Source organism: Nocardia farcinica (genome assembly GCF_001182745.1).
Taxonomy (GTDB): domain Bacteria; phylum Actinomycetota; class Actinomycetes; order Mycobacteriales; family Mycobacteriaceae; genus Nocardia; species Nocardia farcinica.
The window spans coordinates 2,340,808-2,366,024 of the sequence record NZ_LN868939.1 but is presented as its reverse complement, the minus strand read 5'-3'; the positions used below and the strand labels follow the sequence as shown (position 1 = coordinate 2,366,024).

Genomic DNA, 25,217 nt, shown 5'->3' with positions numbered 1-25,217 from the left:
TCGTTTCGATCAGAACAGGTCGACCAGGGCGATCTTGGCCGCGCCAACGGCCTCGGCGATCGCGGTCTGCACGTCGGCCGGAACCGGCTTGTTGACACGCAGGATGACGGTGGCGCCTTCCTTGTCGATGTCCTGGCTCAGCTGGGCGGCCAGGATGTCGATGTCGGCCTCGCCGAGGCGGGTGCCGATCTTGCCGAGCGCGCCGGGGCGGTCGTCGTAGTTCAGCACGGCCAGGTTCAGGCCCTCGGCGCGCATGTCGTAGTTGCGCCCGTTGATGTTGACGATCTTCTGCACCTGCTGCGGCTCGGTGAGCGTGCCCGCAACGTTCAGGGTGCGGCCGTCGCCGAACACCGCGCGCAGGTCGACGACACTGCGGTGGCTGGGGCTCTCGGAGGCGGTGGTGACCTCGACGCTGATGCCGCGCTCCTTCGCCAGCGCGGGCGCGTTGACGAAGGTGACCTGGTCCTCGACCAGCGCGGAGAAGATGCCGCGCAACGCCGAGAGCTCCAGCACCGCCACGTCCTCGGCGGCGAGTTCGCCGCGCACCTGCACCTCGACGCTGACCGGGAGCTCGTCCGACAGCGCACCCACCAGGGCGCCCTGCTTGCGGACAATCTCGAGCCAGGGGGCGACCTCGTCGCTGACCGCGCCGCCGGTGACGTTCACCGCGCCCGGCACGAACTCACCGGCCAGCGCCAGCAGCACCGACTTGGCGACATCGGTGCCCGCGCGGTCCTGCGCCTCGGTGGTGGAGGCGCCCAGGTGCGGGGTGACCACGACCTGCGGCAGCTCGAACAGCGGGCTGTCGGTGCAGGGCTCGGTCTCGAAGACGTCGATGCCCGCGGCCCGCACGTGGCCGGAGGTGATCGCGTCGGCCAGCGCCTGCTCGTCGATCAGGCCACCGCGCGCGGCGTTGACGATGATGACGCCCTTCTTGGTGAGCGCCAGCTTCTCCTTGCTGAGCAGGCCCTTGGTCTCCGGGGTCTTGGGCAGGTGCACCGAGATGAGGTCGGCGCGGCCCAGCAGCTCGTCCAGCGTGACCAGCTCGATGCCGAGCTGGGCGGCGCGGGCCGGGGAGACGTAGGGGTCGTAGGCGATGATCTTGGTCTCGAAGGCGGCCAGGCGCGCGGCGAACAGCTGGCCGATGCGGCCGAGGCCGACCACGCCGACGGTCTTGCCGTAGATCTCGACGCCGTTGAACTTGCTGCGCTGCCAGGTGTGCTCGCGCAGGGTGGCGTCGGCGGCCGGGATCTGGCGGGCCGCGGCGAGCAGCAGGGTGACCGCGTGCTCGGCGGCGGTGTGGATGTTGGAGGTCGGCGCGTTGACGACCATGACGCCGCGCTCGGTGGCCGCGGGCACGTCGACGTTGTCGAGGCCGACACCGGCGCGGGCGACGATCTTGAGGTTCTTGCCCGCCTCGAGCACCTCCGCGTCGACGGTGGTGGCCGAGCGCACGAGCAGCGCGTCGGCCTCGGGGACCGCCGCCAGCAGGGCCGGCCGGTCGGGGCCGTCGACCCAGCGAACCTCGACACCGTCACCGAGCGCGTCGACGGTCGACTGGGCGAGCTTGTCGGCGATCAGAACAACAGGACGGCCTGCTTGGCTCACTGTGGGGTACTCCTGGAGAAAGGGGTCGGCAATTACCGCGCCCCAGCTTAATGGTCCAGCTTCGCGCGGGTGCCGCCACCCGGTGGGCGGGTGCCGTCAGTGGGTGCGATCGCCAGTGAATACGCGGCGAATCGGGCAACCAGGACACCGAAACGGGCCCCGCCCCGGAAAACCGGTGCGGGGCCCGCCACTACCCGATCGAACGCCTCACTCGGACGAGCCGAGCATTGCGCCGAGACCGTCGAGGATGCTGCCGACGATGTCGAGCACGCCGTCCAGCACCGCGCTGCCGGTTTCGATGATGATCGGAATCATGGGAACTCCTCTTCCTTCGGACCGGCCGGGGTGCGACCGGAAGGGACCGGGCCACCGCCGCAACGGCCGGACGACCCGGGTTCTCGGATGTGAGCCAACTTCCAACCGGGAGGCTAGCAACGCCTCGGGCGCGCTCCGACGTGCAAAGAGCTGATGTCGGCTACGATTCGGCAACTCATTTCCCTGCCGCAGATCCGCGGGTGCGCGAGATGCCGCAGCTCCGCAGATACCGAAAGGCCCCGCACAGATACAGAAAGGCCCCCGCACCGACCGGTGCGGGGCCTTGTTCAACGCCTCAGCGTGATCAGCCGCCGAACGATCCCGTCCACAGGGTGTCCACGAGACCGTGCAGGGCGGCGCCGAGGGTGTCGAAGAGACCGTTCAGAGCAGCACTACCGGTGTCGATGATAACGGGGATCATATGAATTCCTTTTCGTCGAAAACGTCCCAGTCGAACTGGCTGACACAGGGCACATCGACGGCCGCGACGACCCGGTTACGGAAATTGCGGAAATTGTGACACAGACTACTTTTCGCATGCCGGGGTAATAGGTCTCGCCGATTATCGGGCATCAGCTACCTCGGCAAACAGCTATCACCAGTGCATACATAGCCAGGGCAACTGATCAGCACACTATCTCGGGCCTGCCTTTACCGTGCTGAACCGTGCTCGGCAAGCCCTGAGAATTGATGTCAACAATTCCGTGGCCGCGTACGCGGCAAAATTCACATATCACCGCACTTCGAGACAGGGAAACCCATCAGGAAAGCGGTGGATCACACCACGAATATCCGTTCGGCAGCAGCGGTCAGCCGATGACGTGCACCCCGACGGCCTCGGGGCCGGACTTGCTCTGGCGTAGGTCGAACCGCACCCGCTGCCCTTCGTGCAACGAGCGGAATCCACCACCGACGAGCTCCAGGTAGTCGACGAACACGTCGGCGCCACCGCCGTCCTGGGCGATGAAGCCGAAGCCCTTCTTGCTGTCGAACCACAACACCGTGCCCTGAACCATACGTCTCGAACCTTCTGTCGAACGCGCAGAACCGACGAATCTTACTGCGACCCGGCGCAGTTCGTCCACGTCACGCCGCGGTCATACCGGACGCCGGCGTGCCGCCGTCCACCATCTCGCTCGACGGGTTCGCCGCGAGCCCGAATCAGAGCGAGGACAACTCGCTCTGGGTAGGCGGCATCGCCCGCACGACCGGGCCTACCGCACCGCGACCGGCCGCGCCGTGCACGGCATACGGGCCGCGCCGTGCTCAGTGTGGACGGCGGCGCGGCGGCGGTCCGCCACCTTCTGCGCGCCCGCCTCGTCGACGAGATGCGTCACGGTCGTCCCGATCCCGCTCCGCAAGGGCGATCGACTCCGCCACCGCCCCGGCCGGCGTCCGGGCCACGAGGTGGCCTCGAACCGGCCGGCCCATGCCCGATTCACCAAGACCGGATGCCCCCGAAAACGCGAGAAGCCCCGCACCATCCGGTGCGGAGCTTCTACCAAGTCGACGTATCAGGCGACGACGCGGACATCCTGGGCCTGCGGACCCTTCTGCCCCTGGCCGATCTCGAACTCCACGCGCTGCCCCTCGTCCAGCGACCGGAAACCGGAACCGCTGACCGCCGAGTAGTGCACGAAGACGTCGGGACCGCCGCCGTCCTGAGCGATGAAGCCGAAGCCCTTCTCGCTGTTGAACCACTTCACAATGCCTTGAGCCATTTCATACTTTCTGTTGACGAGCCGGGGAAACTGCGATGCACCGGTCTCGTAGATCCACCCTGCCACGGATCGCGGGATTCCTCCACCTCCACAGGGGGTAGTTGTGAGCCAATCGACCCTCCCGACGGCGCCGACACTCTACGGCCACCGGTGTTCACCGACCCATGTCACCAGGTCAGCGCGCTATTCGACGGCGCATCGAAGAATATTGTGGGACATAGAATTTTCACTGTTCGCCATGAGCGGAATCACCCCCGTTCGCCACCCCCGCAAGTGCGGGCATGCGCCGTCAAAACAGCCCGCCGAAGTGGTCGCACCTGCCCTCAGACCGGGCCCCACCAGGGTTTTCGTAATCGAATCGGAACCTCAGAACTCCACCCGCTCGCCGCCCCCGGGTCCGGCCGGCTGTCCGGACACCTGAACAACCTCGCGCAACTCTTCCGGACTCAACCACCGCGACCCGTGGTGAATCATCCGGTGACAGTTCGAGCACAGCAGCACCAGGTCCGACAGCTTCGTCACGGTCTCCCCCGAAACATGCAGCGGCACAATGTGATGGCATTCGATATAGCCCGCCCCGCGCTCCCCGTACACCGCTTCGAAGTCGAAGCCACAGACCTCACAGAAAACCCGGGAATGCACCCGGCGAAATTCCGCCAGCTTCGCCTTCCGCAACTTCGGATTCCGCTCACGACGATAATGATTCGCCGCCAGCAGCGTCCCCTCCCGGATCTCCACCGAATCGATGAAGGCGACGTCGAAACCGAGCGATTCGGTCGGCGGCGTGGCGGGCATGTCCTCGAGCAGAGCACGGATCGTCTCGGCGGCCTGGTGCATCGACTCCGGCGAAGCGAGGAAGTCGCCGAGCACCTCCTTGGTCAGCCCACCGCCTTTCGTCGGCTTCCCCCGGTAGTCCGGGTGGATCGTCATGAAGTCCGTCGTCTTCCGCGACACGCTGTCGACGCTGCGGAATCGCTCGCTCCGCCGCTCGCGCGGATGAATCGGCATACGCCGCAACAGGCTGGACAGTTCCGCAGCCCGCTCGTCCTTCGCCCTGACCTCACGCCAGCCGTTCGCCATCGTCAGGTCACACGCCAGAATCAGCTCGTCACGGGTCCACGGTGGATCGGCGGGCACGCCAGCAGATTACCGCCACGCCCACGACGCGAGTGTCCGTCGAACCGGGATTCGCTCTTTCCTGCACGAATCCGCGCACCGCCGCACCTGCGAGGTCTACCCGCGCATGCCGGACTCCGGAGCCACCCAGCGTCGTAGCGAGCCGGTCGACGCGAACTCTCCGGCAGACCCGAGTGCTCTGCACGCAACAAGGTCCACATCGAATTCTCCGGCGGAAGTCCGGGTGACGTCGGCAATCAGACTCCGAGCCGTCGCCTCGATTGCCCGCTTGTCGCCCGTGACGGTCCAGCGGTCCACGGCAGGCACATGGACGAGCCACTCCGGGCCACAGCAATGAACTTTGACGTAGTACCGGCGCATCGTTCCCTTCCTCAGCCTCGGCCGGTGGGCACTCGCGCGGCGGTCACACCGGGGGACCCGGACCGACCAGCCCCGTTCGTGCGGATCACTGATCAGCACGGTATGGACCCCTCTGCCCGATCACCAGGAGTGAGCACAAGTGTGCCCAAGAATCGCGATCGGGCTGACCCACCGCGCGCAGTAATGCATGATCAACGCTGTTGAGAACACTCATGCTCACGACAGAGGGGGAAGGCGATGCGACTGCGGTTCCTCGGGAAGGGCGGGTCGGACGTCGGCGGTTGCCCGACGCTCTACGCCACCGACAACGGGACCTATCTCGTGCAGGGCTGGGAGACGGGAGAGGTGGCGACGATCGAGATCCCACACCTGCTGCCCGGCTTTGCCGAACCGGACACGTACATCGGGTCGAGGCTCACCGACTCCGGGCGCGGTACGTTCACCGTGACTGGACGTCCGGTGACCGAGGCCGAGACACTCGCGCAGCTGGACCTCGCGGCCAACGAGGCGGCGATCGAGGTGCCGAAGATCAGGAGGACGTACTACGGTGCTCTACCTTCCGCATGAACCGCCGGACTGGGCCGCTCTCCTTCGCGAGTGTGAAGCCGACGCCTTCCACCTGGAGGTTCGCGATTCCTATGCGGTTCCGTCCGAGTCCGAGCGCTTCCGGCGGTTCCTGGCCGGTGAGTCTGCACTGCCCGACGAGCACAAGCTTCGATGGAACGACCTGATCCGGGAAACAACCGGGCGGGGCGTCGCCGTGCGCCGGGTTCGGGTGGTCACCGAGCCGCGCTCCGATTACCACCGATGGTTGCTCTCGGTCACCGATACGAATACCGCTGCGGGTGAGGATATTCGGTACGTGCCCCGTCATCGAGCCGGCGACGTACCGCCGGACGACTGGTGGCTGCTGGATGATCGGAGAGTCGTTTACAACCTGACGAGCGAGTCCGGAAGGCCGACCGGCTTGGCGATGACGACCGATCCGCGCATCGCCGGATATTGCCGTGAAGTACGCGATCGCCTGTGGAAGATCGCGATTCCGTATCGGGAGTACGCCACGCGGTGACGAACACTGTCCACGACGCGAGATCAGCTCTGGGAGCACGGCTTCGAGAGCTGCGTCGCTCAGCGGGACTCACCAACCGCGCACTGGCCCGGCTGGCGGGCTGGCACGAGTCCAAGGTCTCCAAGATCGAGTTCGCACGGATCAAACCCTCCGATGCCGATATCCGCGCGTACTGCACGTACTGTCACGCCGAGGATGAGCTACCCGACCTGCTCGCCACACTGCACGACATCGAAGTCGCCTATCTGGAGTGGCGCAAGATCCTCGGAACCGGGCTGAAACGGCGGCAAGAGAAGTCGCTTCAGCTGGAAGCATCGGCTTCCATCATCCGGGACTATCAGCCGCAGATCGTCCCCGGCCTGCTGCAAACTGCGGAGTACGCGGCGGCCAAGTTGCGGCGGGGGATGGAGTTCCACCGGGTGCCCGACGATCTGGACGATGCCGTCGCGAAGCGGATGGAGCGGCAGCGGGTCCTCTATCAGCGTGACCATCGGTTTCATTTCGTCGTCGCTGAGCAAGCACTGCGCACGACAGTCGGTGACGACGCGGTGATGGCCGGGCAGCTCGACCGGCTCGTCGCGCTGCTCGGTATGCCGCGGGTGACGATCGGCATCGTGCCCGCCGAGGCGGAGGCGCTCGTCGTCTCGACGAACTTCGTGATGTTCGACGATCGGCTCGTCATGGTCGAGGGCACCGCTGCCGAACTGACGATCAGCCGTCCGCAGGAGGTCGCGGTGTATGGGCGGGCCTTCGATCTTCTCGCCGGTCAGTCGGTGACCGGGCAGCGGGCCCGGGAGCTCATCCGTCGCTGTCAGGAACAGCGGACTTCGGGGTGACAGCCGCCCTCCTCAGGGTTTCCCCTGACCGGACTCCTACTTGGTGCTGAAAAATCACTCGAATCCCGCTCCGACCGGTGATTTCGGGGCGCGAGTGCGCGAGAGTTAGGGGGTGCGGATCACAGCGTGGGGTGTCGGGGCTCGCGGTGTGGGGGCACGGACGATCATGACCCGTTCGCCGTGGGTGAGCGGATCCTCCGTCGGGGGAAGGCGGGCGTGGTGCCCGCCGGCGATCGAAAGGATTTGAAGGTGTATTCGACGACGCGTTCCGAGACGAGACGCAGGCTGGTGGCGCGGGTGGCCGCGGCCGGTGCGCTCGCCGTGATTCCGTTGGCCGCGGTGGCGGTGCCCGCCTCGGCGCAGCCGGAGGTGCCCGGGGTGACCGAGGTGCGGCACGATCATCGTGACCGCTTCGACTGCGACGAGCCGGGTTTCTGGGACGACTGGAACCACTCCCCCGGCCGCTGGGACGACTGCCGCAAGAACCGCCACTGGGACGACCCGCTGTGGCGGTTCTGGCACGACAACAAGCCGCGGGGGTTGTTCGGCAGCAGCTGAACCCGCACCCGCAACGGCCCGGCACCCACAGGTGTCGGGCCGTTCGGTGGTCGGGGGCCGACCGATCAATAGGCGAGCTCGGCCCAGGGGATGTCGATGGGAAACGGGAAGTCGATGTGCACGCCGTCCTGATCGTGGGGCGTCCATTCGCCGGCGAGCAGATAGTTGGCGGGCCGCAGCGGCCGCACTCCATCGGGCAGGCGGCCGTGCCCGGTTTCCAACGCGTAGGAGCGGACAACGGCGATCCTGCTCTCGTCGTGCGCGATGGTCACCTCCCAGTACCACGGGATACCCGCACTCGCGTACCGCCCTTTCTTGGCCTCCATGTCGGACTGGGTGTTCGACGGCGAGAGCACTTCACCGACCATGAGCGTGTCCGCCGCCCGCACGTCCTGAAAGGGGGAGTCGAGGCAGCGGAACACCAGGAAGTCGGGGGTGAGGAAGTCGGATTTACCGGTGCTGCCGAGGAAGACGTTGGTCTCCACGTCCACCTGCCAGCAGGTTTCGGGGCGCGTGGTCATGCTCGCGCGTGCGCAGCGTTCGAGTGCGTTCCGGATGCGCACGGTGAATCGCTGGTGTTCGCTCGGTCCACGACGCACCCAGACGACCCGCCCGTCCCACAGCTCGATCTGATCGGCGATTTCGTCAGGCAGTTGCTCGAGGTCCTCCCAGGTCATGAATTCGGGGAGGTCCGGTCGCTCGGTGAAGGACGCGGGCATGGCGCCATCGTAGGCAGTCGGATCGGGGCGGTGCGCCGCATTCGACCGCCGGTCCCACGACGCGCGAAGGGCCGCCCGCGGGGTGCGGACGGCCCTTCTGCGCGATACGGATCAGGCGGTTTCGGTGATGGGCCGGTCGACCCAGCTCATCAGACCGCGCAGCTTGGCGCCGGTGACCTCGATCGGGTGCTCGGCGTTCTGCTTGCGCAGACCCTCGAGCTCCTTGTTGCCGCCCTCGACGTTGGCGACCAGACGCTTGACGAAGGTGCCGTCCTGGATGTCCTTCAGGATCTCCTTCATCCGCTCCTTGGTGCCGGCGTCGATGACGCGCGGGCCCGACAGGTAGCCACCGAATTCGGCGGTGTCGGAGACCGAGTAGTTCATCCGGGCGATGCCGCCCTCGTACATCAGGTCCACGATCAGCTTGAGCTCGTGCAGCACCTCGAAGTAGGCCATCTCCGGGGCGTAGCCGGCCTCGACCATGACCTCGAAACCGGTCTTGACCAGTTCCTCGGTGCCACCGCACAGCACGGCCTGCTCACCGAACAGGTCGGTCTCGGTCTCTTCCTTGAAGGTGGTCTTGATGACACCCGCGCGGGTGCCGCCGATGCCCTTGGCGTAGGACAGCGCCAGCGCCTGGCCCTCACCCTTGGGGTCCTGGTCGATCGCGATCAGGGCGGGCACGCCCTTGCCGTCGACGAACTGACGACGCACCAGGTGGCCAGGGCCCTTCGGGGCGACCATGCCGATGGTGACATTCGCCGGAGGCTTGATCAGGCCGAAGTGGATGTTGAGGCCGTGGCCGAAGAACAGCGCGTCGCCGTCCTTCAGGTTCGGCTCGATGTCGTTGGTGAAGATCGACGCCTGCGCGGTGTCGGGCGCCAGCAGCATGATCACATCGGCCCACGCCGAGACCTCGGCCGGAGTGCCGACGGTCAGCCCGGCCTCCTCGGCCTTCGGACGCGACTTCGAGCCCTCGGCCAGACCGACCCGGACCTCGACACCGGAGTCGCGCAGGCTCAGCGAGTGCGCGTGCCCCTGGCTGCCGTAACCGATCACCGCGACCTTACGGCCCTGGATGATCGACAGATCGGCGTCGTCGTCATAGAACATCTCGACTGCCACTAGTGGTTTCCTTTCTGAAGAAACAGCTTGTGAAATCTGGCCCCGCCGGAACGGGGAGCACCGTGCTGACGCCGGTGACGGGTGGATATTCGGTACTCAGCGAGTCGCCGTGATCGACTTCGGTCCGCGACCGACGGCGACCACACCGGACTGCACGATCTCCCGGATCCCGTAGGGCTCGAGCATGCGCAGCAGCGCGTCGAGCTTGGAGCGGGTGCCGGTCGCCTCGACGGTGAGCGCGTCGGGCGAGACGTCGATGACCTTGGCGCGGAACAACTGCACGGCCTCGATCACCTGGGTCCGCACGCTCGCGTCCGCGCGCACCTTCACCAGGATCAGCTCGCGGGCCACCGACGCGTCGGCGTCCTGCTCGACGATCTTGATCACGTTCACCAGCTTGTTGAGCTGTTTGGTGACCTGTTCGAGCGGCAGGTCCTCGACGGTGACGACGATGGTCATCCGTGAGATGTCGGGGATCTCGGTGCCGCCGACCGCCAGCGATTCGATGTTGAATCCGCGGCGGGAGAACAGGCTCGCCACCCGCGCCAGCACGCCCGGCTTGTCCTCGACCAGGACGCTCAGGGTGTGGGTGCTGCTCATTCTTCGGTCCCCTTGTTCTGCTCGGCCGCGCGATCTCCGTGGGTCATCGCCTCGTGGATGACGGCGGGCTCGGCGGCCTGCTCGTCCTCGTCGAAGAGCGGCCGGATGCCGCGCGCGGCCATGATCTCGTCGTTGCTGGTGCCCGCGGCGACCATCGGCCACACCTGCGCGTCCTTGCCGACGATGAAGTCGATGACGACGGGGCGGTCGTTGATGGACTGCGCCTCGCGGATCGCGGCCTCGACGTCCTCTTCCTTCTCGACCCGGATGCCGTGGCAGCCGAGCGCTTCGGCGAGCTTGACGAAATCGGGGATGCGCAGGGTGTGGGTGCCCAGGTCGGTGTTGGAGTAGCGCTCCTCGTAGAACAGGGTCTGCCACTGGCGGACCATGCCGAGGTTGCCGTTGTTGATCAGCGCGACCTTGATCGGCACGCCTTCCACCGCGCAGGTGGCCAGCTCCTGGTTGGTCATCTGGAAGCAGCCGTCGCCGTCGACCGCCCAGACCTCGCGGTCGGGCATGCCCATCTTGGCGCCCATCGCGGCGGGCACGGCGTAGCCCATGGTGCCGAGGCCGCCGGAGTTGAGCCAGGTGCGCGGCTTCTCGTACTTGATGAACTGGGCCGCCCACATCTGGTGCTGGCCGACGCCCGCGCAGTAGATGGCCTCGGGGCCGGCCAGGCGGCCGAGCGCCTCGATGACGAACTCGGGCGAGAGCGAGCCGTCGCTGGGCGGGGTCCAGCCCAGCGGGTACTGCTTGCGCACGCCGTCGAGGTAGGTCCACCACTCGGTGAGGTTCAGCAGCGGGGCCTCGCCCGCGGTCGGCTCGGCCTTGAGCGTCTCGATGAGCTCGGCGATCACCTCGCGGCAGTCGCCCACGATCGGCACGTCGGCGTGCCGGTTCTTGCCGATCTCGGCCGGGTCGATGTCGGCGTGGATGACCTTGGCGCCGGGTGCGAAGGAGTCCAGCTGCCCGGTGACGCGGTCGTCGAACCGCGCGCCGAGGGTGATGAGCAGGTCGGCCTTCTGCAGCGCGGCGACCGCGCCGACGGTGCCGTGCATGCCGGGCATGCCCATGTTGAGCTGGTGGCTGTCGGGGAACGCGCCGCGCGCCATCAGGGTGGTGACCACCGGGATGCCGGTGAGTTCGGCCAGCTCCAGCAGCTCGGCCGAGGCGTCGGCCTTGATGACGCCGCCGCCCACGTAGAGCACGGGGGCCTTGGACTCGAGGATCATCCGCGCGGCCTCGCGCACCTGCTTGCCGTGCGGCTTGGTGACCGGACGGTAGCCGGGCAGCCGCATCTCCGGCGGCCAGCTGAAGGTGGTCTGCGCCTGCAGCACGTCCTTGGGGATGTCGACCAGCACCGCGCCGGGGCGGCCGGAGGCGGCCAGGTAGAACGCCTCGGCGATGATGCGCGGGATGTCGATGCCGTCGGTGATCAGGAAGTTGTGCTTGGTGATCGGCATGGTGATGCCGGAGATGTCGGCTTCCTGGAAGGCGTCGGTGCCGATCAGGCCGCGGCCGACCTGCCCGGTGATGGCGACGATCGGCACCGAGTCCATCTGGGCGTCGGCGATCGGGGTCACCAGGTTGGTCGCGCCGGGCCCGGATGTGGCCATGCACACACCGACCTTGCCGGTGGCCTGCGCGTAGCCGGTCGCGGCGTGGCCTGCGCCCTGCTCGTGGCGGACCAGCACGTGACGCACCTTGGTGGAGTCGAAGAGCGGGTCGTAGACGGGCAGGATCGCGCCGCCGGGAATGCCGAAGACGGTGTCGACGCCGAGCTCCTCGAGCGAGCGCACGACCGACTGGGCGCCGGTCACTCGCTCGGGCGGAACCTGGCGGCGGTTCGCCGTGGTAGCGGCAGCAGGCGTGGCCTGCTGATTCGTCGAAGGCGCTGACCTGCGGGCCGAGGGCCCGGGTCGTGCGGTTGGTGCGCTCACCGTCTTCGTTTCCTCACTTGTCGTTCCGAACCCGGACAACACTTGTGTGCCTGGCACGACCGGCGTCCGCTGACCCGCCGTGCCGGACGATGTCCGAACACAAAAAAGCCCTCGACAGCGTGTGGCTGTTCGAGGGTGGCGCGTCGCAAACGCGAGCTGACGTATTCGACCTAGGCAGTCAGGCTCAACGCTGGACGCGCCGGCCGATTACGAGCAACTCGTTTCGATTCACGCGCACGACGTTAAGCGGGCGTGAACCGAAGAGTCAAACAGATGACCCTGCGCGTCCCATTATGTGGGACAACCGTGGTTGCTTGTGTCCGATCACCAGGATGCGAGGATGGTGGTGTGTCATCACCGCATCAGTCCGTGCCACCGGGTAAATCGTCCCACACCGCCGCGACCGGATCGTCGACGGGTAGCTCGTCGGGTGCCGTCGCCGAACGGGCCGTCATCCGCATCACGCCGCTCGCCTACCTCGGCGTGGTGGTGCTGGCGCTGTGCGTGTTCCTCTTCTTCGTCGGCTGGCCCGCCGGGCTGTGGTGGCTGCTGCTGATCCCGGTGGCCGTCGCCGTGTGGGTCGCCAGGACCAGGACCGTGGTGACCGGGGACGGGCTCGAGCTGCGGACCGTGTTCGGGTCGCGGCGCCTGGACTGGGCGCAGATCAAGGGCGTGAGCATCCCCAAACGTGGCTTCGCGCGGGCGCACCTCGCCGACGACTCGACCGTGGCGTTGCCCGCGGTGAGCTACGACCAGTTGCGCAAGCTCATCGCCGCGTCGCGGGGACGGCTGCCCGACGTGTTCGGCGCCGCGGCGCAGGCCGAGCGGGCGAGCGAGGACGCCGAGGCGGCGAGCGCGACCGACGACGCGCCCGGCACCGATTCCCCGCGCACCGGCACCGGCAGCGGCGACACCGGCGGCGACGACACCGGCGGCGACGACACCGGCAAGAGCGACACCGGCAAGGTCTGAGCCTCCGGCGCGGCATCCGGCGCTGTCGGCTACCGGTGTCCGGGCCGTCGATGCCGCGGGAGTACCGTGGTGAGGCCGCCGACCTCGTGTCCGGCGCGACGTCGCACCCCAGCCCCGCGACCCATCGAGGACCATCCACATGCCACCGCTTCGTTCACGCACCACCACCGCCGGACGCAATGCCGCAGGCGCACGCGCGCTCTGGCGCGCCACCGGCCTCACCGACTCCGATTTCGGCAAGCCCATCGTCGCGATCGCGAACTCCTACACCCAGTTCGTGCCCGGGCACGTGCATCTGAAGGACGTCGGGGAGATCGTGGCCGAGGCCGTGCGCGCCGCGGGTGGCGTGCCGCGTGAGTTCCACACCATCGCCGTCGACGACGGCATCGCGATGGGCCACGGCGGCATGCTGTACTCGCTGCCGTCCCGCGAGATCATCGCCGACTCGGTGGAATACATGGTCAACGCGCACACCGCCGACGCGCTGGTGTGCATCTCCAACTGCGACAAGATCACCCCCGGCATGCTCAATGCCGCCATGCGCCTGAACATCCCGACGGTCTTCGTCTCCGGCGGGCCGATGGAGGCGGGCAAGGCCGTGGTGGTGGGCGGTGTCGCGCAGGCGCCCACGGACCTGATCACCGCGATCTCGGCCAGTGCCAACAACTCCGTCACCGACGAGGGCCTGAGCGAGGTCGAGCGCAGCGCCTGCCCGACGTGTGGATCCTGCTCGGGCATGTTCACCGCGAACTCGATGAACTGCCTCACCGAGGCGCTGGGTCTCGCGCTGCCGGGCAACGGTTCCACGCTGGCCACCCACGCCGCGCGCCGCGCGCTGTTCGAGAAGGCGGGCAGGGTCGTCGTCGACATCGCCAACCGCTGGTACCGCGAGGACGACGCCTCGGTGCTGCCGCGCAACGTCGCCAACGCCAAGGCCTTCCGCAACGCGATGGCCCTCGACGTGGCGATGGGCGGGTCCACCAACACGGTGCTGCACACGCTGGCCGCCGCGCAGGAGGGCGAGATCGATTTCGATCTGGAGACCATCGACGAGATCAGCCGCAAGGTGCCGTGCCTGTCGAAGGTCTCGCCGAACTCCGACTACCACATGGAGGACGTGCACCGGGCCGGCGGCATCCCGGCCATCCTCGGCGAGCTGCGCCGGGCCGGCCTGCTGCACACCGACGTGACCACCGTGCACACCCCGACGCTCGAGGAGTGGCTCGACACCTGGGACATCCGCTCGGGCAAGGCCTCCGCGGAGGCGATCGAGCTGTTCCACGCCGCGCCCGGCGGCGTGCGCACCACCGAGCCGTTCTCCACCGACAACCGGTGGTCCTCGCTGGACACCGACGCCGCGGGCGGCTGCATCCGCGACAAGGAGCACGCCTACACCGTCGAGGGCGGCCTGGTGGTGTTGCGCGGCAACATCGCTCCGGACGGCGCGATCCTCAAGACGGCGGGCATCGACGAGGACCTGTTCTCCTTCCAGGGCCCCGCGGTGGTCGTGGAGTCGCAGGAGGAGGCCGTCTCGGTGATCCTCGGCAAGAAGATCAAGCCGGGCGACGTGCTCGTGGTCCGCTACGAGGGGCCCGCGGGCGGCCCGGGTATGCAGGAGATGCTGCACCCCACCGCGTTCCTCAAGGGCGCGGGCCTGGGCAAGCAGTGCGCGCTGATCACCGACGGCCGGTTCTCCGGCGGCACCTCGGGGCTGTCCATCGGCCACATCTCCCCGGAGGCCGCCAGCGGCGGCGTGATCGGCCTGGTCGAGAACGGCGACCAGATCCGCATCGATGTCGCCACCCGCACCCTGGAGGTGCTCGTCGACGACGCGGTGCTGGCCGAGCGGCGGGCCAAGATGGAGGCCTCCGAACGTCCCTGGCAGCCGGTCGACCGCGACCGCACGGTCACCACGGCGCTGCGCGCCTACGCGGCGCTGGCGACCTCGGCCGACAAGGGCGCCGTCCGCCGCGTGCCCTGACCGGTTCCGACGCTCCGTCCCACGGCGAGACCCCCGGCTCGGGAGCCGGGGGTCTCGCCGTGCGCGGGCCGGTCAGCCGAACGGGCCGATGCCGGTGAGCGGGTTGCCGCCGTGCAGGTACCAGAAGGTGAGCCCGGCGGCGACCACGGCGGCGACCAGTGCCGCGAAGGAGCCGAAGGACGGGCGGGTGGCCCAGCCGCGAGTGCGGTCCAGCGCCCAACGACCCGGTCCGGTGAGGATGATGGCGGTGGCCGCGCCGGCGAGGATGCTGTCGATCTCGACGCCGGTCGGCACCGCGGCACTGAACTGGAAGCCGGGGATCATGCCCTGCTTCCACGCCCACGCGTTGAGGATCACCGCCAGCACCGCGCCGGCGGCCAGCGGGGTGGCCAGGCCGAGCACCAGCAGCGCGCCACCGCCGACCTCGCCGACGACGAGCAGGATGGTCGACAGCGTCGGGTGGTCCCAGCCGCCGTCGGCCATCATGTCCCTGGTGCCGTCCAGTCCGGGGCCGTGGAACCAGCCGGTGAGCTTCTGCAGGCCGTGGTAGAGGAAGATCGCGCCGACCACCAACCGCAGCACCAACAGCCCGAGATCGAGTGTGCCGCGGCGGTTCTCGGCGTTGCGCCGCCGGGCGGCCTTGCTCGGCTCGCCGGGCGCGTTGGCGGCGGGCGGGATGCTGGCGTAGGCGTAGGCGGCCGTCTCGGTGTCGTCGGCGGGATCCTCGGCGCGGTCGGCCGCCGGGGTCGCCGCGGTGTCGGCGACGGCGGCGCGCTCGCCGGTGGTGGGCACGTCCGGATCGAGACCGAGTTCCTCGTCGGTGCGCGGCACGTCCCGCTCGGACAGCTTCATCGCGGGGAACTGCTCGGTGGGGGAATCCATCGGGCTGGTCACCCCGCGACCGGTCTTCGACACCGCGGGCTCCGCGTCCGCGGGCGTTCCGGCGGACGTCTCGTTCGGCTTCTCGCTCACGGCTCTACACCCTATGCCGGGAAACGCGAGCGTGCGGCCAGTACGGGCGACGGCGTGTCCACGCCGGTGCCCACCCGGGAGCGGCGCGCGCGGCGGTGTTTCCGTAACGTCTGGGGCATGAGATTGGTTGCCGTGGGGCGCGTGGCGATGTGTGTGGCGCTCGGGTCCGCTCTGCTGGCCGGGTGCGCGAGGTTCGACGATTCCGCGTCGAGCCCGTTCACCCCGGAGCCGACGTTCAGTCCGGCCGATCCGCGGCCGCCGGACCAGCCGCCGAGCTCGACCACCCGGCCCAGCGGCCCGTGCATCGACCCCGATCCCTCGGTGGTGGCGACCTGCCTGGACACCACCGGCGGCCTGGTCGGTGTCGGCCACGGCGCACTGGTGGCCGAACGGCGCACCGGGCGCATCCTCGAGGTCGTCGATCCGGACACCCCGCCGGTGGAGGTGGCGACGGTGAGCGTGGACGGCTCGGGCGACGGCGGCCTGCTCGACATCGCGCTCTCGCCCACCTACGGCGAGGACGGGCTGATCTACGCCTACATCACCACCGGCAGCGACAACCGGGTGGTGCGGCTGGCCGAGGGCGGCCCGCCCAAGGACATCCTCACCGGAATTCCCAAGGGCGCCACGGGCAATCGCGGCGCGCTCGAATGGGCGACGCCCGACCGGCTGATGGTGCTCACCGGCGACGCGGGCAACCCCGGCCTGGCGAATTCGCCGGGCTCGCTGGCGGGCAAGCTGCTGCGCCTGGACTCCCCCGCTCCCGGTTCCGCCGCGCCGCAGATCGTCGCCGCGGGTATCGGCACCCCGGGCGACCTGTGCCGCGACGGCAGCGACAACGTGTGGTTCACCGACCGCACCGCGGTGGAGGACCGGCTGCAGCGGATGGACCCGTCGGGCGCGGTGTCGGTGGCGTGGACCTGGCCGGACCGCCCGGGGGTCGCGGGCTGCGCGGTGGCCGCCGACGGCGTCGCGGTCGCGCTGACCTACGCCAAGGCACTGGCGATCGCACCGACCGATCCGAACACCCTCGCCGTCACCACGGCGCCGACGCTCATGGTGCAGGACCGGTACGGCCAGCTCGGGGGCGCGACGATCGGCCCGGACGGCACGGTGTGGGTCGGCACGGTGAACAAGGCCGAGGGCACCCCCGGGCCGAACGACGATCGCGTCGTGCGCGTCCCGCCGCCCTCCGGCGGCGGTGGCGGCGGTCCCGACTGACGGATGCGCCCGACACGGCCCGTCCGCGTGGCATCGCGGACGGGCCGCGCCGCTTCTTCCGGTTACGCTCACCGGCGCATCGGTGAGAGAGGGAAGACACGTGGGAGCTTGGGGCACGGGCCCGTTCGACAACGACGGATCGCACGACGCGATCGCCGCGCTCCGCGGCGCCGACCAGGCCGCGGCCGAGGCGCACGTGCGCCAGGTGTTCCGCGAGGTGCTGGCCGAGGAGTACGTCGAGGTCTACGAGGCGCAGGGCGCGATCGGTGTCGCGGTCCTGCTCGCCCACCTCGATCAGCCCCTGGCTGACCCCGAGATCAGCCGCGCCGCAACGGATATCGCCTTCACGGTGACGCCGGAGCTGCGGCAGCTGGCCGCACGGTGCCTGCGCAGGCTGCAGGGCCCCGCCGACAACGAGTGGTTCGACCTGTGGGACGAGACCGGCGAGGGGATGGGCGAAGCCATGGTGCGCAGCCTCGACCGCTACCAGGACGCGCTCGCGGCGCACTGATCGCGCAGCGAGCGCACCCGGCCGGATCCGCCCGCGGCGGTGTCACCGCGGGCGGCACCGCTCAGGAGCAGGCGGCGAGCACGAGCTCGCGCACCCGGGCGGCGTCGGCCTGGCCGCGGGTCGCCTTCATGACGTCACCGACGATCTTGCCCGCGGCCTGCACCTTCCCGGCGCGGATCTTGTCGGCGATGTCGGGGTTGGCGGCCAGCGCCTTCTCCACCTCGGCCTGCAGCGCGCTGTCGTCGCTGACCATGCCCAGACCCTTGGCCTCGACGACGGCGGCCGGTTCCCCCTCGCCCGCCAGCACGAAGTCGACGACCTGCTTGGCGACCTTGCTGTTGACCGTCTTGGACTCGACCAACTTCACCACCTCGGCGACCTGGGCCGGGGTGATGGGCAGCTCGTCGAGCGCGACGCCGCGTTCCTTGGCCTTCTCGCTGAGGTAGGCGACCCACCAGGAGCGGGCCTCGTTCGCCGGTGCGCCGGCCTCGACGGTGGCGATGATGAGATCCAGCGCGCCCGCGTTGACGACGTCGCGCATGACCTCGTCGGAGACCCCCCACTCCTGCTGGATGCGGGCCCGACGCAGCCACGGGTACTCGGGAATGGTCGCGCGCAGTTCCTCGATCCACTCCGGGGACGGGGCGATCGGCTCGAGGTCGGGCTCGGGGAAGTAGCGGTAGTCCTCGGCGGTCTCCTTGCGGCGGCCGGGCGAGGTGGTGCCGTCGGACTCGTGGAAGTGCCTGGTCTCCTGCACGATGGCGCCGCCCGCGGCCAGTACGGCGGCCTGGCGGCGCATCTCGTAGCGCACGGCGACCTCGACGCTCTTGAGGGAGTTGACGTTCTTGGTCTCGGTGCGGGTGCCGAACTCGCTCGCGCCGACCGGCATCAGCGAGACGTTGGCGTCGCAGCGCAGCGAGCCCTGCTCCATCTTCACATCCGACACGCCCAGCGACTTGAGCAGATCACGCAGCGCGGTGACGTAGGCGCGGGCCACCTCGGGCGCCCGCTCCCCCGCCCCGGTGATCGGCTTGGTGACGATCTCGATCAGCGGCACCCCGGCACGGTTGTAGTCCAGCAGCGAGTGGCTGGCACCGTGGATGCGGCCGGTGGCGCCACCCACGTGCACGGACTTGCCGGTGTCCTCCTCCATGTGCGCGCGCTCGATGTCGACCCGGAACACGCTGCCGTCGTCGAGCACCACATCGAGGTGACCGTCGGTGGCGATCGGCTCGTCGTACTGGCTGATCTGGTAGTTCTTCGGCTGGTCCGGGTAGAAGTAGTTCTTGCGCGCGAACCGGCCCCACGGGGTGATCGAACAGTTCAGCGCCAGGCCGATGCGGATGGCCGATTCGACGGCCTTCTCGTTGACGACCGGCAGCGAGCCGGGCAGGCCGAGGCACACCGGGCACACCTGGGTGTTCGGCTCGGCGCCGAAATCGGTCGGGCAACCGCAGAACATCTTGGTCGCGGTGGAGAGTTCGACGTGGACCTCCATGCCGAGCACCGGCTCGTACCGGGCGACGACATCGGCGTAATCCATCAGCTCGACCGTGGGTGCGCTCATGGCCATCAGTCTAGGTAAGCCCGCCCGCGCGATCGCCACGACCTCCTCGCGGTCACCGCGGCGGGACCCGGTCGGTCAGCCACTCGGTGACGGCGGTGAGGACTTCGGGCGCGATGGTGGTTTCGATGGTGCTGTACTCGTCGATCGCGCCGGTCGCGGTGGGCTGCATCAGGTGGTTGAGGCCGGGGAACACGCGCACGGTGGCGTCCGGGCCGGCAGCCAGCAGCTGCCGGGCGGGCCCCTCGTTCTGACCGGGCAGCACCTGCAGATCCTTCTCACCGAAGAAGGCGAACACCGGGACGCGCAGCGCCGCCAGCGCGGGCGCGGGATCGTAGGCGACGAAGGCGGCGTAGTAGGGGGTGATCGGGTTGTCGGCCTCGGTCATCGACTCGCGCATCTCCGGCGGCAGCTGCGCCATCCGTCGCTGGAAGACCGCCCGCGCACCCTCGATGTCACCGGCGCGCAGCAGCCCGACCATCTCGGTGGTGTCGCTGACCTGCTTGTCGATCTCCTCGGCGGGCACGCCGGAGGCGGCGAGGATGGCGCGGGTCTGCTCGATCAACGCGTCACCGCCGGGGACGGCCGGCCCGGCCATCAGGATCGCGAAGGCGACGCCGCTGTCGGGGCGGGCGGCGACCAGCGGGGCGAGATAGCCGCCTTCGCTGTGCCCGAGCAGGCCGATGCGGTCGGGCGCGATGTCGGGTCGGCCACGCAGATAGGCGATACCCGCGGCGGCATCGTCGGCGAGGTCGTCGTAGTTCGAGGTCTCCAGGTCGCCGCCGGTGCCGCCGACACCGCGATCGTCGGTGCGCAGCACCGCGTAGCCCGCCCGGGTGAGGGTGTCGGCCAACAGCAGGAACGGCTTGTGCCCGGCGATCTCCTCGTCGCGGTTCTGCGCGCCGCTGCCGGTGATCAGCACGACGGCCGGGAACGGGCCCGCCCCCTCGGGGCGGGTGAGGGTGCCCGCGACGGTGATCTCCCCGCTGCGGAAGGTGACCTCCTCGGCCCGGTAGGGCAGCGGCGGCTTCGGCTCCTGCGGGCGATTCGGCGGCGCGAGTTCGCCCGGCTCCAGCGTCAACGGCACGCTCTGCCCGAACTGGGTGAAATCACCGGTGATGCGGTCCTTTTCGCGGTCCAGCGCGCCCTTGAAGGTGGGTTCGCCGGGGATGCCGGGCAGCACGAAACCGACATCGCCGGGTGCGGTGCGCACATCGCGTAGCGCCATCCCGTCGATTCCCTGCGCCGGGATGTCGATGGTGGCCGAATCGGGCCCGGTGACGTCGATCCCGACCGCCAGCGGCTGGCCGGGCACCTCGATCACGCCGTGCCAGGCGCCACTGACCTGGTCGGGTGCTTCGGAGCCGGAGGAACAGGCCGCGACGGCGACCAGGACGGCGACGAGTGAGACGAGCAGACGACCGGTGCGCATGACCCGCACGGTACCTGTCGATGCTGCCGGTCCGGATCGTTCACGGGTCGCGAGCCGGTCCGCCGAAAGGATGAATCAGGCGCGACGGACGCGGATTCACTGCCCCCGCGCGTAGCGCACGGCGGCGGCGATGGCCTCCATGTCGATGTTCAGCTCCGGCGCGCCCGCCGAGACCTCCGCGAACTCGGCCAGCGCGTCCTCGACGGTGGTGCGCCGCGCCGAGGCGATCAGCTCGCGGCGCACGTACTCACCCAGCGGCGTTCCGCTCGCGGCGGCGCGGCGGGCGAACACCGCCAAGGTCTCCGCGGGCAGGTCGTAGAACTGCGCCAGTTCCCGTGCGGCGCCGTCGATCTCGGGGGTGAGGTCGCGCTCGTGCGCGGCCAGGAACTCCACCACGGTGTCCTCGGGCACGCGGGTGGCCGCCCGCTGGACCAGTTCGGCACGCACGTATTCGGCGGGCGGCTGCCCGGCCGAGCGCGCTCGGCGGCGCAGCACCGTCACCGTCTCGGCGGGCAGATCCAAGCTGTTCGGGCAGGCCGGGGCGTCGTCGAGGAAAACCATGGCGGCCAGCCTAATTCGCGGCCCCGACGATGTCAGCGGGTCACCCGAAGAACGCCTGCGCCTCCCGGTACCGCTCGGTGGGCACGCGCTTGAGCTGCTTGGTCGCCTCGGCCAGCGGCACCAGTTCGATGGCGGTGCCGTGCAGCGCGACCATCTGGCCGAAATGCCCGGCGTGCACGGCCTCGGCGGCGTGCAGGCCGAAGCGGGTGGCCAGTACCCGGTCGTAGGGCGTGGGGCTGCCGCCGCGCTGCACGTGACCGAGGACGGTGGTGCGCACCTCCTTGCCTATGCGGCGCTCGATCTCGGTGCCCAGCTGTTGCGCCACGCCGGTGAACCGCTCGTGGCCGAACTCGTCGACACCGCCCTCGCGCAGGGTGAACCCGGAATCGGGCGCGGGATGCGAGCCCTCGGCCACCACGCAGATGAAATGCTTGTCGCCGCGCTGGAAGCGCCGCTTGATCATCGTGCACACCTCGTCGACGTCGAAGGGTTCCTCCGGCACCAGGGTGAGGTGGGCGCCCGCGGCCATGCCCGAGTTGACCGCGATCCAGCCCGCGTGCCTGCCCATCACCTCGACCAGCATCACGCGCTGGTGCGATTCGGCGGTGGTGTGCAGCCGGTCGATGGCCTCGGTGGCGATGCTGAGGGCGGTGTCGTGGCCGAAGGTGACATCGGTGCAGTCGATGTCGTTGTCGATGGTCTTGGGGACGCCGACCACCGGCACCCCCTCGTCGGAGAGCCAGCTGGCCGCGGTGAGGGTGCCCTCGCCGCCGATCGGGATGAGCGCCTCGATGCCGTTGTCGTCGAGGGTCTGTTTGATCTTGCCGAGCCCGGCGCGCAGCACGTCGGGGTTGGTGCGCGCGGTGCCGAGCATGGTGCCGCCCTTGTTGAGCAGCCGGTCGGTGCGGTCGTCGTTGAGGATGTTGATCTTGCGGTCTTCCAATAGGCCGCGCCAGCCGTCCTGGAATCCCACGATCGCGTCACCGTAGCGGCCGTTCGCGGTACGAACGACAGCGCGGATGACCGCGTTCAGTCCTGGACAGTCCCCGCCTCCGGTCAAGACTCCGATGCGCATGGCCGCTATCTTGCCCCTCGCGCGCGATTCCGGCAGCCGCGGCCCCGGCAACGCCGCGTCGCGCCCGGTCAGGACGGGCAGCTGCCACCCGCGAGTTCGTCGAGATGGTCGGTGATCAGCGCGGCCATGGCGTTCAGCGCGGTCATCCCGTCGCTGAAGGCGCCCGATTCGGGCTGGGCGGCCAGCGCCACCGCGATCCGCCCGCCGGGGCCGTCGATGATGCCGAACTGCCGGACAAGGTAGTCGCCCGAGGTGTCCGGCCCCCAGCCACCCTTGAACTCGGCGCCGCCGACCGTGCCGAGGCCCCAGCGGTGGCTGGGCACGATCTGGGCCATCAGGTTCAGCACGGTGTCCGCCCCGGACAGGCACGGCAGCCGGGAGGCGAAGCGCACCTGCTCGGCCAGCGACCACTCGGCCTGCCCGAAGGCGGAATGCTCGGCCCGTACCCGGGTGGGTGGCACCGCGGTGGTGCTGTCGCCCGCTTCCCGCAGCACCGCCTCCACCGCCTCGGCCGCCTGCTTGCCACCGCCGAGGCCCTGCCACAGGGTGTCGGCGGCGGCGTTGTCGGACGCGGTGACCGCCGCCGACATCGCATAGGTGGACGCGCCCGCGTCGGCGCGTTCGGCCGCGATCACCAACGGGATCTTCATCGTCGACCAGGCCGGGCCGCTGGTCCAGTCGCCGAAGGTCACCATCCGTTCGCCGCCGACCGGCATGACGGCCAGTCCCGCGCGCCCGCGCAGTCCGGCCTTCCACTGCTGGAAGTCCGCGGCCAGCGTGCCGGGCAGGGTGATCTCGATGCGTTGCTGATCGGCGGGGGTGGACGTCGTGGTCGCCACCGGCGGTTCGGCGGCCTGGGCATCGTCGCCGGTATCGATCGTGCAGGAGGTCAGCGCCAGTATCGCCAGCGCGGCCGCGACCAGCGCCTTCCCAGTCCGCCCGGACCGATCAGCAGACATATCTCGACACATCCTCGGGCTCGTCACCGCGCACGCCGGGAGCGTGCGCGCCGCCGTCGCCGGTGGCCTCAGCCAGCCGTCGCCGGCTCCGCACGGCCCCGATGGCGGTGGGGCCGCCCCGACACCGTACTGGGTACCACGGTCGGCGACCACCTCCGGTGCGACGCGGTGCGGCGACGAGGACGTTCAGGCCGGTTCGATCTGCGACGCCGGGGCGTGGCGCACGGTGCCGGGGCTGTCGAGCCGCAGCACGCACCGTGTTCCGGAGTAGATGGTCGGCATGCATTCGTTGCAGTGGGTGCAGGCCGACCGGGTGCCCGCGTCGGCCTGGATGCGCTGCAGCAGATCGGGTTCGCGCAGCAGTGCGCGGCCCATCGCGACGAAGTCGAAACCCTCCGCCATCGCCAGGCGCATGGAGTCCAGGTCGGTGACACCGCCGAGCAACACCAACGGCAACGACAGCTCCCGGCGGAACTGGCGGGCGCGTTCGAGCAGATAGGCCGGCTGATAGGGGTACTCCCGGAGGAACTTCTTGCCGACGACGCGGAATCCCCACCGCGCGGGCACCGGCAGCACGTTCGCGAAGGACTTGCGCGGCGGCGTGCCGTGGAAGAGCAGCATCGGATTCAGCAGCGAGCTGCCCGCGGTCAGCTCCAGTGCGTCGAGGCTGCCGTCCTGTTCCAGCCACGCGGCGACCTGCAAGGACTCCGGCAGCGTGAGCCCGCCCGGAACCCCGTCTTCCATATTGAGTTTCGCCAGGACGGCCAGGCGGCCGCCGACGGCCGCGCGGACGGCGCGGGCGATCTCGCGGGCGAAGCGGGCCCGGTTGGCGAGTGTGCCGCCGTAGCCGTCGGTGCGCCGGTTCAACAACGGGCTCAGGAACGAGCTGGCGAGGTAGTTGTGGCCGAAATGGATTTCCACCGCGTCGAATCCGGCCTCCTCGGCCAGCAGCGCGGCGCGGGCGTGGGCGGCGACGAGGTCGGCGATCTCGTGCTCGGCGGGCACCTTCATCCTCCGCACGCCCAGCGGGCTGAACATCGGGCTCGGCGCCAGAGCGGGCAGCCGGGTGGAGGACGCGTCGGCGACCGGACCCGCATGCCCGATCTGGGCGCAGGCGGCCGCGCCCTCGGCGTGCACGGCGTCGGTGAGCTTGCGCAGACTCGGCACCGCCTCCGGCCGCAGCCAGATCTGGCGGCGCTCGGTGCGGCCCTCCGGTGCGACCGCGCAGTAGGCAACGGTGGTCATGCCGACCCCGCCGGCGGCGACCTCGCGGTGGAAGGCGATCAGGTCCTCGCTCGCGATCGCGTCGGGGGTGCGGCCCTCGAAGGTCGCGGCCTTGATCACCCGGTTGCGCAGGGTGATCGGGCCGAGGGCGGCCGGGTGGAAGATCTCGGTCATCGCAATTCTCCTCGGGGAGCGGTCAATCCGGCCACGACGAAGTCGCGCAGGGTGGCCACCGCGTGCTCCGACAGGTGCCGGTCGTCGGTTCCGGCGCCGCCGAAACGCATGATGATCAGGTCGAAGGCCAACATCCAGCGGCGGCGGCTCTCCGCGGCGCTCAGGTGCGGGAGCAGGCCGATCCACGACTCCATCCGGAACCAGTGCCTGCGCCAGGTGGTGGGCGGGCGGGCGAGCACGAACTGGGCGAGCAGCCGCAGATGCAGGCGGCCCACCGGATCCTCGGCGAGGTCGAGAAACGGGGCGAGCACCGCGTCGACCACCGCGGCCACCGAGCCGTCCGCGGCGGTGACCTCGGCCAGCCGCTCGTCCCACAGGTCACCGAGCCGATCCTCGAGCAGCGCCGCCACCAGCGCCTCCTTGGAACCGAAGTGGTAGTGCACGGCCGCCGGATTGGCACCGGCCGCGGCGCAGATGCCCCGCACGGAGACGTCGTCGAACCGCTCGGTGAGCAACAGGCGCTCGGCGGCGGCCAGCAGGCGCTCGCGAGTGGTGGTGGGTGTCTGGATCCGCTCGGTCACCC

25 protein-coding genes are annotated in these 25,217 nt (G+C 69.5%); 8 read left to right on the top strand and 17 right to left on the bottom strand.

Going from position 1 to position 25,217, the window contains the following annotated elements; genetic code table 11:
- Positions 1–9 precede the first annotated feature (9 nt).
- From serA to AMO33_RS27620, 5 genes are all read right to left on the bottom strand, one after another.
- Positions 10–1,608, bottom strand: coding sequence for a phosphoglycerate dehydrogenase (serA, locus tag AMO33_RS27635; RefSeq protein WP_011210755.1), 1,599 nt, complete (start codon positions 1,606–1,608; stop codon positions 10–12).
- A 1,124-nt stretch (positions 1,609–2,732) separates the two neighbouring features.
- A complete protein-coding gene (locus AMO33_RS27630; protein ID WP_011210757.1) occupies positions 2,733–2,939 on the bottom strand; it encodes a cold-shock protein in 207 nt (68 codons plus the stop codon).
- 198 nt (positions 2,940–3,137) lie between these two features.
- On the bottom strand, positions 3,138–3,260 hold the full coding sequence (locus AMO33_RS32740; RefSeq protein WP_255266212.1) for a hypothetical protein: 123 nt from the start codon (positions 3,258–3,260) through the stop codon (positions 3,138–3,140).
- A 177-nt stretch (positions 3,261–3,437) separates the two neighbouring features.
- Positions 3,438–3,644 (bottom strand): cold-shock protein, encoded by a 207-nt coding sequence (locus AMO33_RS27625; protein WP_011210759.1) that lies wholly within the window; start codon positions 3,642–3,644, stop codon positions 3,438–3,440.
- A 366-nt stretch (positions 3,645–4,010) separates the two neighbouring features.
- Positions 4,011–4,781: an HNH endonuclease gene (locus AMO33_RS27620; protein WP_060594810.1), complete on the bottom strand. Its 771-nt coding sequence runs from the start codon at positions 4,779–4,781 to the stop codon at positions 4,011–4,013.
- Positions 4,782–5,378: 597 nt separating this feature from the next.
- Here AMO33_RS27620 and AMO33_RS27615 point away from each other — a divergent pair.
- The 4 genes from AMO33_RS27615 (at position 5,379) to AMO33_RS27600 (ending at position 7,604) form a co-directional block, all read left to right on the top strand.
- A complete protein-coding gene (locus tag AMO33_RS27615; RefSeq protein WP_060594809.1) occupies positions 5,379–5,708 on the top strand; it encodes a hypothetical protein in 330 nt (109 codons plus the stop codon).
- The gene (locus tag AMO33_RS27610; RefSeq protein WP_060594808.1) at positions 5,689–6,210 is read left to right on the top strand and encodes a DUF6879 family protein; all 522 of its coding nucleotides are present in this window, start codon (positions 5,689–5,691) and stop codon (positions 6,208–6,210) included. The genes AMO33_RS27615 and AMO33_RS27610 overlap by 20 nt, the downstream gene beginning before the upstream one ends.
- Positions 6,207–7,046: a helix-turn-helix domain-containing protein gene (locus AMO33_RS27605; protein WP_060594807.1), complete on the top strand. Its 840-nt coding sequence runs from the start codon at positions 6,207–6,209 to the stop codon at positions 7,044–7,046. The genes AMO33_RS27610 and AMO33_RS27605 overlap by 4 nt, the downstream gene beginning before the upstream one ends.
- Before the next feature lie 249 nt (positions 7,047–7,295).
- Positions 7,296–7,604, top strand: coding sequence for a hypothetical protein (locus AMO33_RS27600; protein ID WP_127516205.1), 309 nt, complete (start codon positions 7,296–7,298; stop codon positions 7,602–7,604).
- 65 nt (positions 7,605–7,669) lie between these two features.
- Here AMO33_RS27600 and AMO33_RS27595 read toward each other — a convergent pair whose 3' ends face one another.
- The 4 genes from AMO33_RS27595 to AMO33_RS27580 all read right to left on the bottom strand — a co-directional run bounded on the left by AMO33_RS27595 (position 7,670) and on the right by AMO33_RS27580 (position 11,988).
- On the bottom strand, positions 7,670–8,323 hold the full coding sequence (locus AMO33_RS27595) for a Uma2 family endonuclease (protein WP_060594806.1): 654 nt from the start codon (positions 8,321–8,323) through the stop codon (positions 7,670–7,672).
- Between the two features lie 111 nt (positions 8,324–8,434).
- Positions 8,435–9,436 carry a ketol-acid reductoisomerase gene (gene ilvC / locus AMO33_RS27590; protein WP_170916168.1) on the bottom strand — a complete coding sequence of 334 codons (1,002 nt, stop codon included), beginning with the start codon at positions 9,434–9,436 and terminating at the stop codon, positions 8,435–8,437.
- A gap of 108 nt (positions 9,437–9,544) precedes the next feature.
- Positions 9,545–10,048, bottom strand: coding sequence for an acetolactate synthase small subunit (gene ilvN, locus AMO33_RS27585; RefSeq protein WP_011210765.1), 504 nt, complete (start codon positions 10,046–10,048; stop codon positions 9,545–9,547).
- Positions 10,045–11,988, bottom strand: coding sequence for an acetolactate synthase large subunit (locus AMO33_RS27580; protein WP_060594805.1), 1,944 nt, complete (start codon positions 11,986–11,988; stop codon positions 10,045–10,047). The genes ilvN and AMO33_RS27580 overlap by 4 nt, the downstream gene beginning before the upstream one ends.
- A gap of 348 nt (positions 11,989–12,336) precedes the next feature.
- On the opposite strand from AMO33_RS27580, the gene AMO33_RS27575 reads away from it, so the two are divergent.
- Both AMO33_RS27575 and ilvD read left to right on the top strand, forming a co-directional pair.
- Entirely contained in the window at positions 12,337–12,960 is a 624-nt protein-coding gene (locus AMO33_RS27575; protein ID WP_076573820.1) for a PH domain-containing protein, read from the top strand.
- A gap of 139 nt (positions 12,961–13,099) precedes the next feature.
- The gene (gene ilvD, locus AMO33_RS27570) at positions 13,100–14,941 is read left to right on the top strand and encodes a dihydroxy-acid dehydratase (RefSeq protein ID WP_060594804.1); all 1,842 of its coding nucleotides are present in this window, start codon (positions 13,100–13,102) and stop codon (positions 14,939–14,941) included.
- Positions 14,942–15,013: 72 nt separating this feature from the next.
- Here ilvD and AMO33_RS27565 read toward each other — a convergent pair whose 3' ends face one another.
- Positions 15,014–15,913, bottom strand: coding sequence for a DoxX family protein (locus AMO33_RS27565; RefSeq protein WP_011210769.1), 900 nt, complete (start codon positions 15,911–15,913; stop codon positions 15,014–15,016).
- 117 nt (positions 15,914–16,030) lie between these two features.
- Here AMO33_RS27565 and AMO33_RS27560 point away from each other — a divergent pair, with 117 nt between their 5' ends.
- Together AMO33_RS27560 and AMO33_RS27555 are read left to right on the top strand one after the other, a co-directional pair.
- Positions 16,031–17,134 carry a PQQ-dependent sugar dehydrogenase gene (locus AMO33_RS27560; RefSeq protein ID WP_060594803.1) on the top strand — a complete coding sequence of 368 codons (1,104 nt, stop codon included), beginning with the start codon at positions 16,031–16,033 and terminating at the stop codon, positions 17,132–17,134.
- Between the two features lie 100 nt (positions 17,135–17,234).
- Positions 17,235–17,645 (top strand): DUF4259 domain-containing protein, encoded by a 411-nt coding sequence (locus tag AMO33_RS27555; protein WP_060594802.1) that lies wholly within the window; start codon positions 17,235–17,237, stop codon positions 17,643–17,645.
- A 61-nt stretch (positions 17,646–17,706) separates the two neighbouring features.
- On the opposite strand, the gene gatB is transcribed toward AMO33_RS27555, so the two are convergent.
- From gatB to AMO33_RS27520, 7 genes are all read right to left on the bottom strand, one after another.
- A complete protein-coding gene (gene gatB / locus AMO33_RS27550) occupies positions 17,707–19,212 on the bottom strand; it encodes an Asp-tRNA(Asn)/Glu-tRNA(Gln) amidotransferase subunit GatB (protein WP_371391990.1) in 1,506 nt (501 codons plus the stop codon).
- 52 nt (positions 19,213–19,264) lie between these two features.
- The gene (locus AMO33_RS27545; protein ID WP_060594801.1) at positions 19,265–20,641 is read right to left on the bottom strand and encodes an alpha/beta hydrolase family protein; all 1,377 of its coding nucleotides are present in this window, start codon (positions 20,639–20,641) and stop codon (positions 19,265–19,267) included.
- A gap of 96 nt (positions 20,642–20,737) precedes the next feature.
- Positions 20,738–21,202, bottom strand: coding sequence for a hypothetical protein (locus AMO33_RS27540; RefSeq protein WP_011210774.1), 465 nt, complete (start codon positions 21,200–21,202; stop codon positions 20,738–20,740).
- Between the two features lie 40 nt (positions 21,203–21,242).
- Entirely contained in the window at positions 21,243–22,277 is a 1,035-nt protein-coding gene (locus AMO33_RS27535; RefSeq protein WP_011210775.1) for an ATP-dependent 6-phosphofructokinase, read from the bottom strand.
- Between the two features lie 68 nt (positions 22,278–22,345).
- The gene (locus AMO33_RS27530) at positions 22,346–23,236 is read right to left on the bottom strand and encodes a serine hydrolase (RefSeq protein ID WP_076573818.1); all 891 of its coding nucleotides are present in this window, start codon (positions 23,234–23,236) and stop codon (positions 22,346–22,348) included.
- 186 nt (positions 23,237–23,422) lie between these two features.
- Complete coding sequence (locus AMO33_RS27525) at positions 23,423–24,634, bottom strand: NADH:flavin oxidoreductase (RefSeq protein ID WP_060594799.1); 1,212 nt, start codon at positions 24,632–24,634, stop codon at positions 23,423–23,425.
- Positions 24,631–25,215 carry a TetR family transcriptional regulator gene (locus AMO33_RS27520; protein WP_060594798.1) on the bottom strand — a complete coding sequence of 195 codons (585 nt, stop codon included), beginning with the start codon at positions 25,213–25,215 and terminating at the stop codon, positions 24,631–24,633. Before AMO33_RS27520 ends, AMO33_RS27525 begins: the two co-directional genes overlap by 4 nt.
- Between the last annotated feature and the right edge of the window lie 2 nt (positions 25,216–25,217).

Coding starts and splice junctions, on each gene's coding strand:
- AMO33_RS27630 (WP_011210757.1), bottom strand. CDS start 2,939: ATGGTTCAGGGCACGGTGTTGTGGTTCGACAGCAAGAAGGGCTTCGGC.
- AMO33_RS27625 (WP_011210759.1), bottom strand. CDS start 3,644: ATGGCTCAAGGCATTGTGAAGTGGTTCAACAGCGAGAAGGGCTTCGGC.
- AMO33_RS27615 (WP_060594809.1), top strand. CDS start 5,379: ATGCGACTGCGGTTCCTCGGGAAGGGCGGGTCGGACGTCGGCGGTTGC.
- AMO33_RS27595 (WP_060594806.1), bottom strand. CDS start 8,323: ATGCCCGCGTCCTTCACCGAGCGACCGGACCTCCCCGAATTCATGACC.
- ilvC (WP_170916168.1), bottom strand. CDS start 9,436: ATGTTCTATGACGACGACGCCGATCTGTCGATCATCCAGGGCCGTAAG.
- ilvN (WP_011210765.1), bottom strand. CDS start 10,048: ATGAGCAGCACCCACACCCTGAGCGTCCTGGTCGAGGACAAGCCGGGC.
- ilvD (WP_060594804.1), top strand. CDS start 13,100: ATGCCACCGCTTCGTTCACGCACCACCACCGCCGGACGCAATGCCGCA.
- AMO33_RS27560 (WP_060594803.1), top strand. CDS start 16,031: ATGAGATTGGTTGCCGTGGGGCGCGTGGCGATGTGTGTGGCGCTCGGG.
- gatB (WP_371391990.1), bottom strand. CDS start 19,212: ATGAGCGCACCCACGGTCGAGCTGATGGATTACGCCGATGTCGTCGCC.
- AMO33_RS27545 (WP_060594801.1), bottom strand. CDS start 20,641: ATGCGCACCGGTCGTCTGCTCGTCTCACTCGTCGCCGTCCTGGTCGCC.
- AMO33_RS27540 (WP_011210774.1), bottom strand. CDS start 21,202: ATGGTTTTCCTCGACGACGCCCCGGCCTGCCCGAACAGCTTGGATCTG.
- AMO33_RS27535 (WP_011210775.1), bottom strand. CDS start 22,277: ATGCGCATCGGAGTCTTGACCGGAGGCGGGGACTGTCCAGGACTGAAC.
- AMO33_RS27530 (WP_076573818.1), bottom strand. CDS start 23,236: ATGTCTGCTGATCGGTCCGGGCGGACTGGGAAGGCGCTGGTCGCGGCC.
- AMO33_RS27525 (WP_060594799.1), bottom strand. CDS start 24,634: ATGACCGAGATCTTCCACCCGGCCGCCCTCGGCCCGATCACCCTGCGC.